Genomic DNA, 15,936 nt, shown 5'->3' on the forward strand with positions numbered 1-15,936 from the left:
CTCGCCACCCGCTACGACAAACTTGCCCTGACCTACCGCGGAGGAGTCGTCCTCCGCGCCATCACCATCTGGTTACACGAATTAGGAGACACGCCCTAGCGCGGTCGGAGTCGGGGCGGGCGGGCGCCGAGATCATCGCCCACGGCGAACATCCCGCCGACCTCGATTACAATGGATACCGGTCGGACCGCAGTAACCCCGGGCTCCAATATTCGCCGCCTAGAGCGGCCGCACGCCGAGAGGCGTTCTGCGGTCCGACCTTCACCTCCGCGGTGGCCCTGCCCGGCCACCTGAACGTCGAACGGTGAGCGCCGAACTGTGAGTTTTGCACCTTCACGCGCGCCGCGAAGGTGCCGAACTCACAGTTCGGCGAGGGCAGACCCCGATATGCGAGGTGGCCCTGCCCGGCCAGACCCCGCTCATGGATCTTGTCGAACGACCAATCCGCTGAGGACTCGGCACCGAACCCTCTACATGGAACGTGACGAGACCTGACATGCTTGTTCTCATGACTGCCGACTCCACGTACGACCTCGAGTCGACGGCCCCTGCCACCAAGGAGGAGCTGCTCGGCCGGATCGCGCAGGGAGACCAGGCGGCATTCGGAGAACTCTACGACCAGATCGCCCCGCGGGTTCTTGGCCTCGTCAAGCGCCTGCTGGTCGACCACGCGCAGTCCGAAGAAGTGACCCAGGAGATCTTCCTGGAGATCTGGCAGACGGCTACGCGGTACGAGGCCAAGCGTGGCGGGGCATCAACCTGGATCATGACGATGGCCCACCGACGGGCGGTCGACCGGATCCGGGCGTCGCAGGCCGGGCGTGACCGGGATACGAAGATCGGCATCCGCGACCTCGTGGCCCCGTACGACCACGTTTCCGAAACAGTAGAAGTTCGAATCGAGCACGAAAGGGTGAAGAAGGCGATGTCCAGACTGACGGAACTGCAACGCGAGGCGGTCAGCCTCGCGTACTACGGCGGTTTCAGTCATAGCGAGGTCGCCGAACGCCTGCAGATCCCGCTCGGCACCGTGAAGACCCGTCTCTCTGACGGGATGATCCGCTTGCGAGACGAATTGGGGGTGGCGTCATGACCGAGAAGAAGCCGAACCCCGCCGATCTGTCCGGCGCCTACGCCCTGAACGCACTCGGCGCGGACGAGAAGGCCGACTACGAGGCGTACCTCGCCGGATCCGACGAGGCCAGGACCGAGGCTGCCGAACTCGGCGACACCGCGCTCGCGCTCGGCCTCGCCGCCGACCCGGTCCAGCCGTCCGCCGGGCTCAAGGCGAACCTGATGGCCCAGCTCGCCTCCACCCCCCAGCTGTCCCCGCTCCCCGTGCCAGAAGCCGCTCCGGCCGACCAGGCCACTCCCGCCGACCAGGCCACTCCCGAGGCCGGCGTCGTCGTGACCGCCGTCGCCCCGCCGGCCGCGGCATCCGCCGAGCCGTCCACGAGGCGATCCGCCGCGGCCGACCGCGCCCAGCGGCGCTGGTTCCAGCGCCCCGCCGGGATGCTCGCCGCCGCCGCGGCAGCAGTCGCGCTGTTCGTCGGCGGTACCGTCGTCGGCCAGGCCCTGAACCCCAACCAGTTCGAGCAGCAGCAGGCGGCCCGGCTCGCGGAGATCAACGCCGCCCCGGACTCCCAGCGCGCGGCGACGACGACCACCGACGGCCACCCGGCCACCCTGGTCTGGTCGGGAGAGCTCGGCCTGTCCGCGCTGATGATCAAGGACCTGCCGGCGCTGGCCTCCGACGAGGACTACCAGCTCTGGTACATGAACGACGACGGGGCCGTCCCCGCCGGAACGTTCGACTCCACCGGGTCGGGAACCGTCTGGCGGGTGCTCGAGGGCACGATGCACGCCGGCGACCAGGTCGGCGTCACCGTCGAGCCGCAGGGCGGCTCACCGCAGCCCACCTCGGCGCCGATCGTGGCCATCCAAAGCTGACCGGCCGAGCGCCCTCGCACGGCGGAGCGTTCCCAGTAGGCTCGGGGCATGAACCTGCCCTTCACCCTGCTGATCGACCCGGTGCCCGCGGATTCGTCCCGCTCGGACTTCGCGGACACCTTCCACGAGATGGACTCCGCCGCACCCGCGCTGCGGGTGGGGGAGCTCAGTACGCAGCGCGGCGACGGCATCTTCGAGACGCTCAGCGTGGTCAACGGCCACCCGCAGGAGGTCGAGCCGCACATCAGCCGGCTGGTGAACTCCGCCCAGATCTGCGAGCTCCCGGTGCCGAACCCGGCCCAGTGGCGCGCTGCCATCGCCCACGCGGTGGCCCGCCTGCCGCACGACGGCGAACTCGCCCTCAAGTTCGTACTCAGCCGAGGAGTCGAGTCCGGCCCGGCGCCGACCGCCTGGCTGCACGCGACCAGGGCGCCGGACTACCGCTCGGTGCGGGAACAGGGCGTGCGCGTGATCACCCTCGACCGCGGCTACCCGCGCGGCGTCGCCGAGGTCGCGCCCTGGCTGCTCATGGGCGCCAAGACGCTCAGCTACGCGATCAACATGGCCGCCCTCCGCGAGGCCAAACGCCGCGGCGCGGACGACACGATCTTCGTCACCCACGACGGCTATGTGATGGAGGGCCCCACTTCGAGCGTCGTGATCCGCTCGGGCGGCAGCTACGTCACCCCGGCGCCGAGCGGCGCCATCCTGCACGGCACCACCCAGCAGAGCCTGTTCGAATACCTGGCCGCGGCGGGGGAGAGGGTCGAATACCGGGACGTCCCGGTCGACGAGCTGCGGGCAGCGGATGCCGCCTGGCTGGTCTCCAGCGTGCGCCTCGCCGTCGCCGTGACCGAGCTCGACGGCGCCCCGGTCCCGGTCGACGCCGAGCGCACCCGCGCCTTCAACGCCTACCTGCTCGGCCGCACCGCCTAACCGCGACCATCTGTGGCCCATTCGGACGACTGTGGCCGGCGCACCGGCCACAGTCGTCCGCTGTGGCAACAGTCGCCAACGAGGGGGTCTAGCCGAAGCGGCCGGAGACGTAATCCTCGGTCGACTGCACGGTGGGGTTCGAGAAGATCGTGGTCGTGTCGTCGTACTCGATCAGCTTTCCCGGCTTGCCGGTGCCCGCGATGTTGAAGAACGCGGTCCGGTCGGAGACCCGGGATGCCTGCTGCATGTTGTGCGTGACGATCACGATCGTGTAGTTCGCCTTCATCTCCTCGATGAGGTCCTCGATCGCGAGGGTGGAGATCGGGTCGAGCGCCGAGCAGGGCTCGTCCATCAGGATCACGTCGGGCTCGACCGCGATCGCCCGGGCGATGCACAGGCGCTGCTGCTGGCCGCCGGAGAGGCCCGAACCCGGCCCGTGCAGCCGGTCCTTGACCTCGTTCCAGAGGTTCGCGCCGCGGAGGGACTTCTCGGTCAGGTCGTCCGCGTCGCCCTTGGACATCCGGCGGTTGTTGAGCTTCACGCCCGCCAGCACGTTGTCCTGGATCGACATGGTCGGGAACGGGTTCGGGCGCTGGAACACCATGCCCACCTGGCGGCGCACGAGCACCGGGTCGACGCCCGGACCGTACAGGTTGTTGCCGTCGATGAGTACCTCGCCCTCGACGTGCGCGCCGGGGATGACCTCGTGCATGCGGTTGAGCGTGCGGAGGAGGGTGGACTTGCCGCACCCGCTCGGCCCGATGAAGGCCGTCACGCTGCGTGGCTCGATCGTCAGGGACACGCCTTCGACGGCGAGGAACTTGCCGTAGTAGGCGTTGAGGTCGGTGACTTCGATGCGCTTGGACATGTAATCCTTCGAGTTGACGGCTAGCGGCCGAGCTTGGGGGAGAAGAGTTTGGCGATGAGGCGGGCCACGCCGTTGAGCACCATGACGATCAGGATGAGCGTCAGCGCGCCGGCCCAGGCTCGGTCGAGGTACGCCTGCGCGTCCGCCCCCTGGTTGGCGTACTGGGTGTACACGAACACCGGCAGGGTCATCATCCGCTCGCTGAACAGGTTGTAGTTCATGCTCGCGGTGAACCCGGAGATGATCAGCAGCGGCGCGGTCTCGCCGATCACGCGGGAGATCGAGATCATGACGCCGGTGATGATCCCGGCGAGGGATGTCGGCAGCACGACCTTGAGGATGGTGAGCCACTTCGGCACCCCGAGCGCGTACGCGGCCTCGCGCAGGTCGTTCGGCACGAGCTTGAGCATCTCCTCGCTCGAGCGCACGACCACCGGGATCATCAGCACGCTCAGCGCGATGGCGCCGCCGAAGCCGAAACGGATGCCCGGGTCGTTGAAGAGCAGCGAGAACAGGGCGAAGGCGAAGAGGCCGGCGACGATCGAGGGGATGCCCGTCATCACGTCGACGAAGAAGGTGATGCCCCTGGCCAGGCGGCCGCGCCCGTACTCGGTGAGGTAGATCGCCGTGAGCAGGCCGATCGGGATGGAGATGAGCCCGGCGAGCCCGGTGATGAAGAGGGTGCCGATGACCGCGTGCAGCGCCCCGCCGCCGGCACCGACGATGTTCCGCTGGGACTGCGTGAAGAACGACGGGGTGAGGAAGGCGGGCAGGCCGTTGGTGAGGGTCGTCACGACGAGCGACACGAGCGGCAGCAGGGCGACCACGAACGCGGCGGTGACGAGGGCGGTCACCAGGCGGTCCTTCGCCTTGCGCACCCCCTCGACGAAGTAGGAGAGGAGGTAGATGGCCACGCAGTAGAGCACGGTGCCGAAGAACAGCGTGCCGGCAAGGTTGAAATCCTTGCTCGCGCCGGAGAGCTGCAGCATCAGGAATACGGCGGCGGCGACCAGCCAGCTGGCCCCGAGCACGGCCAGGGAAGTGTACTTGGGCAGCTTGCCGGCCGTCAGCGAGTTCGTCAGCGGCGCCGCGACGGTGGTGGTGCTCATCAGTTCGCTCCCGAGAAGGCCTTGCGGCGGTTGATGATGTACCGGGCGAGCATGTTCACGGCCAGGGTGATGACGAACAGGATCAGCCCGGTCGCGAGCAGGATGTTCACGCCGACGCCGTGCGCCTCGGGGAAGTTCAGCGCGATGTTCGCCGCGATCGTCGTGGGGTTCTGCGAGGTCAGCAGCTGGAAGATGACCTGCGGGCTGGGGGAGAGCACCATGGCCACCGCCATGGTTTCGCCGAGCGCGCGGCCCAGCCCGAGCATGGCGGCCGAGATGATGCCGGCGCGTCCGAACGGGAGCACGGCCATGGTGATCATTTCCCAGCGGGTGGCGCCGAGCGCCAGGGCGGCCTCCTCGTGCAGCACGGGCGTCTGCAGGAAGATCTCGCGCGAGATCGCGGTGATGATCGGCAGCACCATGACGGCCAGCACGACCGCGACGGTGAAGATGGTGCGCCCGGTCCCGGAGACCGGACCGGCGAAGAGCGGGAACCAGCCGAACCATTCGACGAGCGTCGAGTAGAACGGCTGGAGCATGGGCGCGAGGACGCCGATGCCCCACAGGCCGAACACGACGGAGGGCACCGCGGCGAGCAGGTCGATGATGTAGCCCAGGCCCTGCGCCAGCTTGCGCGGCGCGTAGTGCGAGATGAACAGCGCGATCCCGATGGCCACGGGGATGGCCATGATCAGCGCGAGGAAGGCAGACCAGAGAGTGCCGAAGGCGAGCGGCCAGACGTATTCCCAGAAGTTCGTGAACCCGGAGTCGAATTCGTCCGGGGCGGCCAGGAAGGCCGGGACGCTCTGTACGAACAGGAAGACGGCGACGGCGGCGAGGACCGCGAGGATGAGGCTGCCGGCCACGATCGTGGCGGTGGAAAAGACTCGGTCGCCGGCCCGCTGGGTGGTCCGGAGTGCATCGCGGTCAACTGCGGTCGTCATTGCCGGGGTCTCCCTGGAGCGCTGGGTGAAGTCGTTGGTACGGGTGGAATGGAGCCGACGGCCACAAACCCCAGTCTGCCCGACCCGCCAGCCGCATGCAATGCGACGGGCCCGGGCCGGGCAGCTTCGTGGTCGGTGTTACTTGACGGCCTTGAGGACCGCGGCGACCTTGTCCTGCAGCTCGGTCGAGAGCGGGGCGGCTCCAGCGGACTTGGCAGCCTCGGCCTGTCCCTCGGCGCCGGCCATGTAGCCGACGTAGGCCTTGACGAGTGCGGCCTGGTCGGCATCCGCGTACTCGGTGCAGACGATCGCGTAGCTGACCAGGACGAGCGGGTAGTGCGTCGCGTCGGTGGTCTTGCGGTCGAGGGCGATGGCGAGGTCGCTGGCGTCGCGGCCCTCGACGAGGGGCGAGTCGTTCACGACGGCGGCCGCGGCGTCTGCGGTGTAACCGACGAACTTGTCGCCGACCTTGATCTTGGCGACGCCCAGGTCCCCGGCGCGTGAGGCATCGGCGTAGCCGATGGTGCCCACGCCGTTGGTGACGGCGTCAACGACACCGGAGGTGCCCTGCGCGCCTTCGCCGGTCTTGTACGGGAACGGGTCGGCCGGCTTCTCGGTCCACACGTCCGGGGCGACCTGGTTGAGGTAGTCCGAGAAGTTCTTCGTGGTACCGGAGTCGTCCGAGCGGTGCACGGCGGTGATCGGCGTCGACGGGAGCTTCGCGTCCTTGTTCAGGGCGGCGATCGCCGGGTCGTTCCAGGTCGTGATGTCGCCCTTGAAGATCTTGGCGAGCGTGGCGGCGTCGAGGTTGAGGTCGGTGACCCCCTCGACGTTGAAGATCACGGCGATCGGCGAGATGTAGACGGGGAGGTCGACGGCCTTGCTGTCCGGGGCGCAGGTGGCGAAATCGCCGGCCAGCTCCTCGTCCTTCAGGAACGAGTCGGAGCCCGCGAAGTCGGAGCCGCCGGCGATGAAGGCCTCGCGGCCGGCACCCGATCCGGAGGGGTCGTAGTTGATGGTGACGTCCGGGTTGGTCTTCTGGAACGCCGCGGTCCATGCTTCCTGGGCTGCCTGCTGTGATGAGGCGCCTCCGGCGTTGATGGTGCCGGTGAGGGTGCTTGCGGCGCCGTCTGTGGGGGCCGCCCCTTCATTCGCGGCGCAGGAGGAGAGTGCGAGGGCGGCTGCGATAGCGATGACCGCGGGTCGGCCATACTGCTTGAAATTCACGAGGATCCCTTTCGAGGGTTGAATGCAAGTGACTTACTGCTGGGCAGGGCCAGTGCTGGCCCGCGAGCTAGGCTACCCGCGCGGGTTAACGGACCTCCCCCCGGTTGGTGAACGGGAGGTGAACGGGTCTCGACAAGCTCGACCACCGGGTCTCGACAAGCTCGACCACCGGGTCTCGACAAGCTCGACCACCGGAGGCAGGTCAGACCCGGGGCGAATGCGTTTCTATTGCGATGATGCCCGAACTCGGGTTGTCCGTCGACAGGTGAACGACGGAGAATCCACCGGGTTCGAGGTCGGCGGCATCCGAGATGTAGGCGCCGATCGTGGTTCCGGTGGCGAGCGCGATTTCGCGCAGGATCTCCGGGAGCACCGGGCCGTGGCTGCAGAGCACGGCCGTCTTCCGGGCGCGAACCCGTTTGCCGATTGCCGCGCGCACGTCGCCGGTGCCCTCTTCGAAGGCCTCCTGGCTGATCCGGTCGGTGCGCTTGATGTCGATGCCGGTGGCCGCGGCGAGGGGGGCGACGGTCGTCACGCAGCGCGTGGCGGTGCTCGTGACGATCCGGCGGGGGCGCCAGGCGCTGATGGTCTCCACGATGCCCGCAGCCTGCTGCACGCCGCGTTCGGTGAGCGGCCTCGAACTGTCCGTGCCGTCCCAGCCGCGCGGGGGCACGGCCTTCGCATGGCGGAGCGCGATCAGGGCGAACGTGCTGGTGATCCCGTTGTCGATCAGCCGGGCGAACGACTCGAGGATTTCGACGTCGGCGGCATAGCTGAGGTAGGTCCTGGCCCTCTTGATGGTGACCCATTCGATCGCGGCGACCTCGCCGTTGGGCACGAACGTCGACCGCTGGATCGCCTCCGGGGTCACCTCGGCGGCCCAGTAGTGCACGATCTTCTCCCGCCCGGTTGGCATGTCGTAGTGCGAGACGCCGAGCGGTACGCCGAGTGCGACGGCCAGCCCGGTTTCCTCCTCGATCTCCCGCACCGCGGTGCGGGGGAGGGACTCGCCGGGGTCGACCTTCCCCTTGGGGATGGTCACGTCGCCGTGCACGGTCCGGTGGATCAGGAGGACGTGCGGCTTGCCCTCGACCAGGCGCCAGCACACGGCGCCCGCGGCGTACACCGCCGTCTCGGTCATCGGCGGCCCGCCGGGCGCTTGCGCAGCATCGTCTGCTGCATGAGCCGGTTCTGCATGTCGTCCAGCGGGTGTCCGGCGTCGTCGCGGTGGTGCCGCGTCCACTCGCCGGTCTCGTCGAGCCACCACGAGGAGGTGCGGTCGTCCATCGCCCGGGTGAACAGACCGTCGATCTCGGCCAGGTGCCCGGGGTCGACGAGGCGCACCAGGGCCTCGACCCGGCGGTCGAGGTTGCGGTGCATCATGTCGGCGCTGCCGATGTAGACCTGCGGGTCGGCCGCGGTGTGGAAGGAGAAAATCCGTGAATGCTCGAGGTAGCGACCCAGGATCGACCGCACCCGGATGTTCTCGCTCATGCCGGCCACGCCCGGCTTCAGGCTGCAGATGCCGCGCACCCAGATGTCGACCGGCACGCCGGCCTGGCTGGCCCGGTAGAGCGCGTCGATGATGGCCTCGTCGACCATCGAGTTCACCTTGATCCGGATGCCGGCCGGCTTCCCGGCGATGGCGTTGGCCGTCTCATCCGCGATCCGCTTGAGCAGCGCCTTCCGGAGATGCAGCGGGGCGACGAGCAGACGCTTGAACTTCTTCTCGATCGCGTAGCCGGAGAGCTCGTTGAAGAGCCGGGTGAGGTCCTTGCCGACCTGGGGGTCGGCGGTCAGGAGCCCGAGGTCTTCGTAGAGGCGGCTGGTCTTCGGGTTGTAGTTGCCGGTGCCGATGTGGCTGTAGTGGCGCAGCACGCCCTGCTCGTTGCGCACGACGAGGGCCAGCTTGCAGTGGGTCTTCAGGCCGACGAGGCCGTAGACGACGTGCACGCCGGCCTTCTCCAGCTTGCGCGCCCAGGAGATATTGGCCTGCTCGTCGAACCGGGCCTTGATCTCGACCAGGGCGAGCACCTGCTTGCCCGATTCCGCCGCGTCGATCAGCGCCGACACGATCGGGCTGTCGCCGGAGGTGCGGTACAGCGTCTGCTTGATCGCCAGCACGTTCGGGTCGGCGGCGGCCTGCTCGAGGAAGGCCTGCACGCTCGTCGCGAACGACTCATAGGGGTGGTGCAGCAGGATGTCCTGGCGGCCGATGGCGCTGAAGATGTCCGGTTCGGCATTGGGCTCGGCCGGCAGGAGCTGCACGGCCGTCGTCGGCACGTGCCTCGGGTAGCGCAGCTCCGGGCGATCGATCCGCAGGTCGAAGAGTCCGCCGAGGTCCAGCGGCGAGGGCAGCCGGTAGACCTCCTGCTCCGTGACATCCAGTTCCCGGACGAGCAGGCCCAGGGTGACGTCGTCCATGCTTTCGGTGATCTCGAGCCGGATGGGCGGGCCGAAGCGGCGCCGGAGCAGTTCCTTCTCGAGCGCCTTGATCAGGTTCTCGGTCTCGTCCTCGTCGATTTCGACGTCCTCGTTGCGGGTGACCCGGAAGACATGGTGTTCGAGGATTTCCATCCCCGGGAAGAGGTCGCCGAGGTGGTTCGCGATGAGGTCTTCGAGCGTGACGAAGCGGAGGTGTTCGACGCCCTCGGTGCGGTCGACGCGCACGAACCGGGGGAGCATGGTCGGAACCTTGAGCCGGGCGAACTCCTGTTTGCCGGTCTTCGGGTTGCGCACCCGGACGGCGAGGTTGAGCGAGAGGCCGGAAATGTAGGGGAACGGATGCACCGGGTCGACCGCGAGGGGCATCAGGACCGGGAAGACCTGGTTGCCGAAGTAGTCGCGGAGCGACGCCCGCTCGCTCTCGCTCAGGCTGTCCCAGGCGACGATGTGCACCCCGGCGTCGGCCAGGGCCGGGCGCACCATGACCTGGAACGCCCGGGCGTGCCGCTCCTGCAGCACGTGCGCGGCGCGGGAGATGTCGGAGAGCGCCTCCTGCGGGGCCCGGCCGATGTTGGTCGGCACGGCCAGCCCGGTGAGGATGCGGCGTTTGAGCCCGGCCACCCGCACCATGAAGAATTCGTCCAGGTTGCTCGCGAAGATGGCGAGGAAGTTCGCCCGCTCGAGCACGGGCAGGTCCGGATCCTCGGCCAGTTCCAGCACCCGCTGGTTGAAGGCGAGCCAGCTGAGCTCACGGTCGAGGTACCGATCGCTGGGCAGTGCCGGGTCGTTCTCGCTGACCAGCGGCTCGAAATCGTCATCAAAGTCACTGCCGAGGCCGGAGTCAGCCTGGATGTTGTCGCCGTCCATCTGTCCATCCTTACACCGCCGGTCACTCTGGGGTGACGGAGAGGGTAAACGAACGCTTAACGCGGCAGCCGACGGTACTGCACGTCGATCGCGTGATCGGTGAAGCCGAGCGAGCGATACAGGTTCACTGCGGCCGTGTTGTGGGCCTCGACGTAGAGCGTCGCCGAGGTGCAGCCGCGGTCGCGCAGGCGTTCCAGCCCGGCCAGGAGCAGCGCGCGGCCGAGGCCGCGGCCGGCGGCATCCGGGTGCACGCCGATCACGTAGATCTCGCCGCTCGGTGAGCCCGGTTCGACCTTGAGCCAGTTGTAGCCGACCAGCGACCCGGTGGCTTCGTCGCGGGCGAGCAGGAAATCGGCCGGGTCGAACCACGGCTCCGTCTGCCGGGCCGTGAGGTCGGCCTGATCGAGCGAGCCCTGTTCCGGGTGGCCGGCGAAGACGAGCGCGTTGAGGGCGAGCCATTCCTCGTCGTCCACGCCCGGGCGGAACGCGCTGATCCGGGCGCCGACCGGACCGGCCGGCGGGGCCTCGGCCGGGGCCTCCCGGATTAGGGAGGCGCGCAGCTGGAGGAGGGTGCGCGCGGCGGGCATCCGGTAGCGGGTGGCGAGGACGCGTGCGGCCGGGTGGTCGCCGTGCGACCAGGCGGTGAGCTGGTCCGGCGCGTCTGCCAGGATCTGCCGGAGGGCCTCGGCGCCGTGGCCGTGGCCTCGATGGGCGGGCACGATGACGAAGTCGAGTTCACCCTGGCCGATGATGGCCGCCCCGACGGGCGCGTCGCCCACGGAGACCAGCATCGGGGTGCGACGGCCGGACGCGAGGTCGAGCATCGCCTGTTCGTTGAACGGCGAGTGGCCGTCGACCGCGGCCGCGGCGGTGGCGACGGACTCGAAGCGCTCCAGGGCCGCGGCATCCGACAGGTCAGGAACCGTGAGTGCGAGGGACACGTTCGTCCTCCTCCTCGCTGACGTTGAACCGGTAGCCGACGTTGCGCACGGTGCCGATGAGCGATTCGTGATCGCCGAGCTTCGCGCGGAGGCGCCGGACGTGCACGTCGACCGTGCGGGTGCCGCCGAAGTAGTCGTACCCCCAGACCTCGCTGAGCAGCTGCTCCCGGGTGAAGACCCGGGACGGATGGGCGGCCAGGAAGCGCAGGAGCTCGAATTCCTTGTAGGTGAGGTCCAGCGGCTTGCCGTGCACCTTAGCCGAGTAGCTGGCCTCGTCGATGACGATGCCGGCCGCCCGGATCATCGGCGACGCCTCGGCGACCTGCACGCGTCCGACGGCGAGGCGGATGCGCGCGTCGACCTCCGCGGGACCGGCCGTGTCGAGGATCACGTCGTCGACGCCCCAGTCCGGGCTGACGGCGGTGAGGCCGCCCTCGGTGATCACGACGATGAGGGGGACCGAAATCCCGGTGGTCCGGAGAATCTGGCAGAGCGACCGGGAGGCCATCAGGTTCTCCCGCGCGTCGACCAGGATCAGGTCGGATTCGGGCGCCGTGATGAGGTGGTGCGGTTGCGCGGGGATGAGCCGCGTGCCGTGCGAAAGCAACTGCAGGGCGGGAAGAACCTCATTGTTGACCGCCGAGGTCAGGATCAACAACTGCGCCACGCGCATCCTCCAAGTTTGGTGCGCCCCATACTACCTGCCCCGGAACCGACCCGCGGCAGGGCACAATGGGACAGTGAGCTGGCAGTGGAAGAGCATCGGGGCCGTCTGGCTCCTCGCCGTCGTCTGTGCCGTGCTGACGGGGATCTTCTCGGCCAGGGGCCAGGAGATCGTCTGGATCGGCCTTTCCCTGGCCGGGTGCACGCTCGCCACGCTCTGCGTGCAGCTCGCGACCGGGCGCAAGGATGGCTACGTGAACCGGGTCACCTCGAGCCTGGTCGGGGCGGTCGTCGTGCTCGCGCTCGCTACGGGATATTTCGCCGTCCTCGGCCTCGGTTAGAGTCCGGCCCCTTCCCGCCGGGTAGACTCAAGCCATGTCGACGATCGCACTCGAACTCCTCTTTCTTGGCCTCCTCGCGCTGGCGAGCCTGGCGATCGCCGGGGTTTCCGTGCTCGTGCTCCTCCGGCTGTTCCGGGGTCAGCGGTAACCAGCATGTTCGAGCTTCCGGCCCACCTGCCGTCCGAACTCGTTCCGCTGTCGTGGCTCATCGGGGTTTGGGAAGGCTCCGGCGTGCTCGATTACACGATCGGCGACGAGTCGGTCACCCGCGAATTCGGCCAAAGGGTCAGCTTCAGCCACGACGGACTCCCGCACCTCAACTACAGCTCGTACACCTGGCTCGAGCCCGCGCCCGGCACCGACGACGAGCCGACTCCGCTGGTAACCGAGACCGGATACTGGCGCCTGCACCGCAGCCAGGGCGCGGGAGATCCGGGACCCGGCCTCCTTCCCGGCCTGGGCGACCGGGCATTCGCGACGGCCGAAGAGGTTGAAACACTTCGTAATGCCGACGGCGGTTTCGACGTCGAAGTGACCCTGGTGCACCCGGGCGGCGTCGCCGAGCTCTACCTCGGCCAGGTCAAGGGACCGCGGATCGACCTGGTCACGGATGCCGTCCTGCGGACGAAGGGCGCGAAGCCCTACACCGGCGGCACGCGGCTCTACGGCCTCGTCGAGAAGCACCTCCTCTGGGCCTGGGACATCGCGGCACTCGACCAGGACCTGCGCACCCACGCATCCGGTCGCCTGTCCAGGGCGGAGTGAGACCATGACCACACCAGCCGGTTCCCCCCTTCTCGGCGTCGACGGCGCCGTGCAGGCCGACGGCCGCGACGTCGGCGTCGCCGCGCACTACGGCAACCCGATGACCGAGCAGCGCAGCCTGCTGGCCGGCACGGCCATCGTCGACCTCTCCCACCACGGCGTGCTCGGGGTGTCCGGACCCGACCGGCTCAGCTGGCTCAACTCGCTCTGCAGCCAGGAGCTGCGCAGCCTCGCCCCAGGGGCGTCCACCGAGACGCTCCTGCTGGATCCGACCGGTCGGCTGCAGTACGCCATGCGCGTGCTCGACGACGGCGTCGAAACCTACCTGATGCTCGAGGCGGCGGAACTGCCCGGGTTGAAGGCGTGGCTGGAAAAGATGCGGTTCATGCTGCGGGTGGAGATCACCGAGCACACCGAAACCTACGCGGTGATCGGCACCATGGCCGCCGAACCCGCCGCGCTGGGCCTGGAACCGGCCGCTCCGAACGGGGTGCCGCTCCTCTGGCGCGATCCATGGTCGGGCGTCGCGCCTGGCGGCTACCAGTACGCGGACGCCCCCGAGCACCCAGGGACGGCCTGGCACTGGAGCGAAGTCCTCGTGCCACGGGCCTCGCTGGCCGGGCTGCGTGCGGCCGCCGACGCAGGCAGCATCGCCGTCGCCGGCCTGCTGGCCTTCGAGGCGCTCCGCATCGCCGCCTGGCGTCCCCGGGCGGCCACCGAAGTCGACGAGAAGACCATTCCGCACGAACTCGACTGGCTGCGCACCGCGGTGCACCTGAACAAGGGCTGCTACCGGGGCCAGGAGACCGTGGCGAAGGTGCACAACCTCGGGCACCCGCCGCGCCGCCTCGTGCTGCTGCACCTCGACGGGTCCGACTCGGTGCTCCCCGGGCACGGCGACGAGGTCCTGGCCGACCGCGTGCGGCCGGGCGCCGAACCGGAGCGGGTGCCCGTGGGGCAGGTCACCTCGAGCGCCCGGCACTACGAACTCGGACCGATCGCGCTGGCCGTGGTCAAGCGCGCGATCCCGGCGGCCAGCACCCTCTACGTGCAGTCGCAGGGCATCTCCATCGCGGCCGCCCAGGAAGTGATCGTGCCGCAGTCGGCCGGGTCGGTCGCGGACATCCCGCGCCTGCCGCGCCTCGGCATCCGCACCCCGCACCGCTAACCCCTCCCAAACCCCTCCCAGTTCCCGCGAAACCGCAGTTGTGCGCGCTAAAACCGCATTATTACGCGCACAACTGCGGTTTCGCGGAGGGCATCGGGTCTCTCGGTAGAGTTGATACATGCCAGCCCCATACACACTCATCCTTCTCCGCCACGGCCAGAGCCTGTGGAACCAGCAGAACCTCTTCACGGGATGGGTGGATGTGAGGCTCAGCGAGCAGGGCATCATCGAGGCCCGCCGCGCCGGCGAGCTCATCGCCGAATCCGGCCTGCTGCCAGACGTGGTGCACACCTCCGTGCTGACCCGCGCCATCCAGACCGCCGACCTCGCCCTCGAGCAGGCGAACCGATCCTGGATCGACGTCAAGCGCTCCTGGCGCCTGAACGAACGCCACTACGGCGCGTTGCAGGGACTCGACAAGGCCGAGACGCTCGAGAAGTTCGGCCCGGAGCAGTTCCAGCTCTGGCGCCGATCGTACGACGTGCCGCCGCCCGTGCTCGCGGACGACTCCAAGTGGTCGCAGGTCAGCGACCCCCGCTACGCCGGCCTGGGCGACGCCGTCCCGCGCACCGAGTGCCTGAAAGACGTGGTTGAGCGGATGCTGCCCTACTGGGAGTCCGACATCGCGGCCGACCTGCGCGGCGGCAAGATCGTCCTCGTCACCGCCCACGGCAACTCGCTCCGCGCGCTGGTCAAGCACCTCGACGGCATCTCCGACGCCGACATCGCCGAGCTGAACATCCCCACCGGCATCCCGCTCGTCTACCGACTCGGCGAAGACCTGATGCCGCTCGGCCCTGGCGAGTACCTCGACCCCGAAGCCGCCGCCGCCGGCGCCGCCGCCGTCGCCGCCCAGGGCAAAAAGTAACCCTTCCCTGCCCGCGAAACCGCAGTTGTGCGCGCTAAACGACGTTCATAACGCGCACGACTGCGGTTTCGCGGGGGGAAGGGAGCGGGTTTAGGAACCGCTGAGCTGGTGCCAGTCGCCGGTGCCGAGGTACTGGACCTTCTTCGCGATCGACACGGCGTGGTCGGCGAAGCGCTCGTGGTACCGGCTGGCGAGCGTGGCGTCGACGGTGTCCGCGGCCTGGCCCTTCCAGGTCTCGCCCAGCACGGCGTCGAACACGCTCAGGTGCAGGGCGTCGATCTTGTCGTCCTCGTTGCGGATGGTCTCGGCCAGCACCATGTCCTCGTTGGTGAGCAACTCGGTGAGCATGTTGGCGATCTTGACGTCCAGGGCGCCCATCTCCGCGAAGGTGGGGCGCAGGCTCTTCGGGATGACCTTGTCCGGGAAGCGGTACCGGGCCAGCTGGGAGATGTGGGTGGACATGTCGCCCATCCGCTCGAGGGAGGCGCTGATCCGCAGGGCGCTGACGACGATACGCAGGTCCCGGGCGACGGGCTGCTGGCGGGCCAGGATCGTGATGGCGAGCTCGTCGAGTTCGACGGTGAGGGCGTCGATCTTGTCATCGTCGGCGATGACCTCCTCGGCCAGGCTGACATCCGACTCATTGAAGGCGCGCGTTGCCTTCTCGATCGAGACGGCGACGAGGCGTGAGATCTCGACGAGGCGCTCCTGCACCTCGGCGAGTTCCTGTTGGAATACTTCGCGCATGGCTGTGTGGTCCTTCCTGGCCGCTGGGATCGAGCACCAGCTGGCGCGTGAGACCCGCCTGGGTCCCGGCTGATCCTGCCGGTCAAAGGTTAACGGC

Annotated in this window: 16 protein-coding genes; 7 read left to right on the forward strand and 9 right to left on the reverse strand. The window is 68.7% G+C overall.

The features are described from left to right. Positions 1-508 precede the first annotated feature (508 nt). From E3O23_RS12380 to E3O23_RS12390, 3 genes are read left to right on the forward strand one after another with little or no spacing between them, the layout of a single operon-like run. A complete protein-coding gene (locus E3O23_RS12380) occupies positions 509-1,093 on the forward strand; it encodes a sigma-70 family RNA polymerase sigma factor (RefSeq protein ID WP_241983466.1) in 585 nt (194 codons plus the stop codon). Continuing rightward, positions 1,090-1,950, forward strand: a complete 861-nt coding sequence (locus tag E3O23_RS12385) for an anti-sigma factor (RefSeq protein WP_134491464.1) — start codon at positions 1,090-1,092, stop codon at positions 1,948-1,950. The genes E3O23_RS12380 and E3O23_RS12385 overlap by 4 nt, the downstream gene beginning before the upstream one ends. A gap of 48 nt (positions 1,951-1,998) precedes the next feature. Continuing rightward, positions 1,999-2,886, forward strand: coding sequence for an aminodeoxychorismate lyase (locus E3O23_RS12390; protein WP_134491466.1), 888 nt, complete (start codon positions 1,999-2,001; stop codon positions 2,884-2,886). An 88-nt stretch (positions 2,887-2,974) separates the two neighbouring features. Here E3O23_RS12390 and pstB read toward each other — a convergent pair whose 3' ends face one another. The 8 genes from pstB to E3O23_RS12430 all read right to left on the reverse strand — a co-directional run bounded on the left by pstB (position 2,975) and on the right by E3O23_RS12430 (position 11,954). Continuing rightward, positions 2,975-3,754, reverse strand: coding sequence for a phosphate ABC transporter ATP-binding protein PstB (gene pstB, locus E3O23_RS12395; RefSeq protein ID WP_134491468.1), 780 nt, complete (start codon positions 3,752-3,754; stop codon positions 2,975-2,977). A 20-nt stretch (positions 3,755-3,774) separates the two neighbouring features. After that, entirely contained in the window at positions 3,775-4,863 is a 1,089-nt protein-coding gene (gene pstA / locus E3O23_RS12400; protein WP_134491470.1) for a phosphate ABC transporter permease PstA, read from the reverse strand. Next, positions 4,863-5,807 carry a phosphate ABC transporter permease subunit PstC gene (gene pstC / locus E3O23_RS12405; protein ID WP_134491472.1) on the reverse strand — a complete coding sequence of 315 codons (945 nt, stop codon included), beginning with the start codon at positions 5,805-5,807 and terminating at the stop codon, positions 4,863-4,865. The genes pstA and pstC overlap by 1 nt, the downstream gene beginning before the upstream one ends. 138 nt (positions 5,808-5,945) lie before the next feature. Further along, the gene (gene pstS / locus E3O23_RS12410; protein ID WP_134491474.1) at positions 5,946-7,034 is read right to left on the reverse strand and encodes a phosphate ABC transporter substrate-binding protein PstS; all 1,089 of its coding nucleotides are present in this window, start codon (positions 7,032-7,034) and stop codon (positions 5,946-5,948) included. A gap of 202 nt (positions 7,035-7,236) precedes the next feature. Further along, complete coding sequence (locus E3O23_RS12415) at positions 7,237-8,175, reverse strand: NUDIX hydrolase (RefSeq protein WP_134491476.1); 939 nt, start codon at positions 8,173-8,175, stop codon at positions 7,237-7,239. Further along, the gene (locus tag E3O23_RS12420; RefSeq protein ID WP_134491478.1) at positions 8,172-10,346 is read right to left on the reverse strand and encodes an RNA degradosome polyphosphate kinase; all 2,175 of its coding nucleotides are present in this window, start codon (positions 10,344-10,346) and stop codon (positions 8,172-8,174) included. Before E3O23_RS12420 ends, E3O23_RS12415 begins: the two co-directional genes overlap by 4 nt. A 56-nt stretch (positions 10,347-10,402) precedes the next feature. Then, positions 10,403-11,287 (reverse strand): mycothiol synthase, encoded by an 885-nt coding sequence (mshD, locus tag E3O23_RS12425; RefSeq protein ID WP_134491480.1) that lies wholly within the window; start codon positions 11,285-11,287, stop codon positions 10,403-10,405. Next, a complete protein-coding gene (locus E3O23_RS12430; RefSeq protein ID WP_174776646.1) occupies positions 11,262-11,954 on the reverse strand; it encodes a winged helix-turn-helix transcriptional regulator in 693 nt (230 codons plus the stop codon). The genes mshD and E3O23_RS12430 overlap by 26 nt, the downstream gene beginning before the upstream one ends. Before the next feature lie 73 nt (positions 11,955-12,027). Between E3O23_RS12430 and E3O23_RS12435 the strand changes: the two genes are divergently transcribed. The 4 genes from E3O23_RS12435 to E3O23_RS12450 all read left to right on the forward strand — a co-directional run bounded on the left by E3O23_RS12435 (position 12,028) and on the right by E3O23_RS12450 (position 15,092). Continuing rightward, a complete protein-coding gene (locus E3O23_RS12435) occupies positions 12,028-12,291 on the forward strand; it encodes a hypothetical protein (RefSeq protein WP_134491484.1) in 264 nt (87 codons plus the stop codon). A 153-nt stretch (positions 12,292-12,444) separates the two neighbouring features. Continuing rightward, positions 12,445-13,056: a nitrobindin family protein gene (locus tag E3O23_RS12440; protein ID WP_134491486.1), complete on the forward strand. Its 612-nt coding sequence runs from the start codon at positions 12,445-12,447 to the stop codon at positions 13,054-13,056. Between the two features lie 4 nt (positions 13,057-13,060). Further along, positions 13,061-14,224 carry a CAF17-like 4Fe-4S cluster assembly/insertion protein YgfZ gene (gene ygfZ, locus E3O23_RS12445; RefSeq protein WP_134491488.1) on the forward strand — a complete coding sequence of 388 codons (1,164 nt, stop codon included), beginning with the start codon at positions 13,061-13,063 and terminating at the stop codon, positions 14,222-14,224. Positions 14,225-14,342: 118 nt separating this feature from the next. Continuing rightward, on the forward strand, positions 14,343-15,092 hold the full coding sequence (locus tag E3O23_RS12450) for a phosphoglyceromutase (protein ID WP_134491490.1): 750 nt from the start codon (positions 14,343-14,345) through the stop codon (positions 15,090-15,092). Between the two features lie 90 nt (positions 15,093-15,182). Here the strand turns inward: E3O23_RS12450 and phoU are convergent, their stop codons facing one another. Next, positions 15,183-15,839, reverse strand: coding sequence for a phosphate signaling complex protein PhoU (gene phoU / locus E3O23_RS12455; RefSeq protein ID WP_092322210.1), 657 nt, complete (start codon positions 15,837-15,839; stop codon positions 15,183-15,185). Positions 15,840-15,936: the final 97 nt, after the last annotated feature.

It is taken from the genome of Cryobacterium tagatosivorans (assembly GCF_004402215.1).
Taxonomy (GTDB): domain Bacteria; phylum Actinomycetota; class Actinomycetes; order Actinomycetales; family Microbacteriaceae; genus Cryobacterium; species Cryobacterium tagatosivorans.

Bases quoted from the DNA above. Each gene is read 5' to 3' on its own strand.
- E3O23_RS12380 (WP_241983466.1), top strand. From the start codon at position 509: ATGACTGCCGACTCCACGTACGACCTCGAGTCGACGGCCCCTGCCACC.
- E3O23_RS12385 (WP_134491464.1), top strand. From the start codon at position 1,090: ATGACCGAGAAGAAGCCGAACCCCGCCGATCTGTCCGGCGCCTACGCC.
- E3O23_RS12390 (WP_134491466.1), top strand. From the start codon at position 1,999: ATGAACCTGCCCTTCACCCTGCTGATCGACCCGGTGCCCGCGGATTCG.
- pstB (WP_134491468.1), bottom strand. From the start codon at position 3,754: ATGTCCAAGCGCATCGAAGTCACCGACCTCAACGCCTACTACGGCAAG.
- pstA (WP_134491470.1), bottom strand. From the start codon at position 4,863: ATGAGCACCACCACCGTCGCGGCGCCGCTGACGAACTCGCTGACGGCC.
- pstC (WP_134491472.1), bottom strand. From the start codon at position 5,807: ATGACGACCGCAGTTGACCGCGATGCACTCCGGACCACCCAGCGGGCC.
- E3O23_RS12415 (WP_134491476.1), bottom strand. From the start codon at position 8,175: ATGACCGAGACGGCGGTGTACGCCGCGGGCGCCGTGTGCTGGCGCCTG.
- E3O23_RS12420 (WP_134491478.1), bottom strand. From the start codon at position 10,346: ATGGACGGCGACAACATCCAGGCTGACTCCGGCCTCGGCAGTGACTTT.
- E3O23_RS12440 (WP_134491486.1), top strand. From the start codon at position 12,445: ATGTTCGAGCTTCCGGCCCACCTGCCGTCCGAACTCGTTCCGCTGTCG.
- ygfZ (WP_134491488.1), top strand. From the start codon at position 13,061: ATGACCACACCAGCCGGTTCCCCCCTTCTCGGCGTCGACGGCGCCGTG.
- E3O23_RS12450 (WP_134491490.1), top strand. From the start codon at position 14,343: ATGCCAGCCCCATACACACTCATCCTTCTCCGCCACGGCCAGAGCCTG.
- phoU (WP_092322210.1), bottom strand. From the start codon at position 15,839: ATGCGCGAAGTATTCCAACAGGAACTCGCCGAGGTGCAGGAGCGCCTC.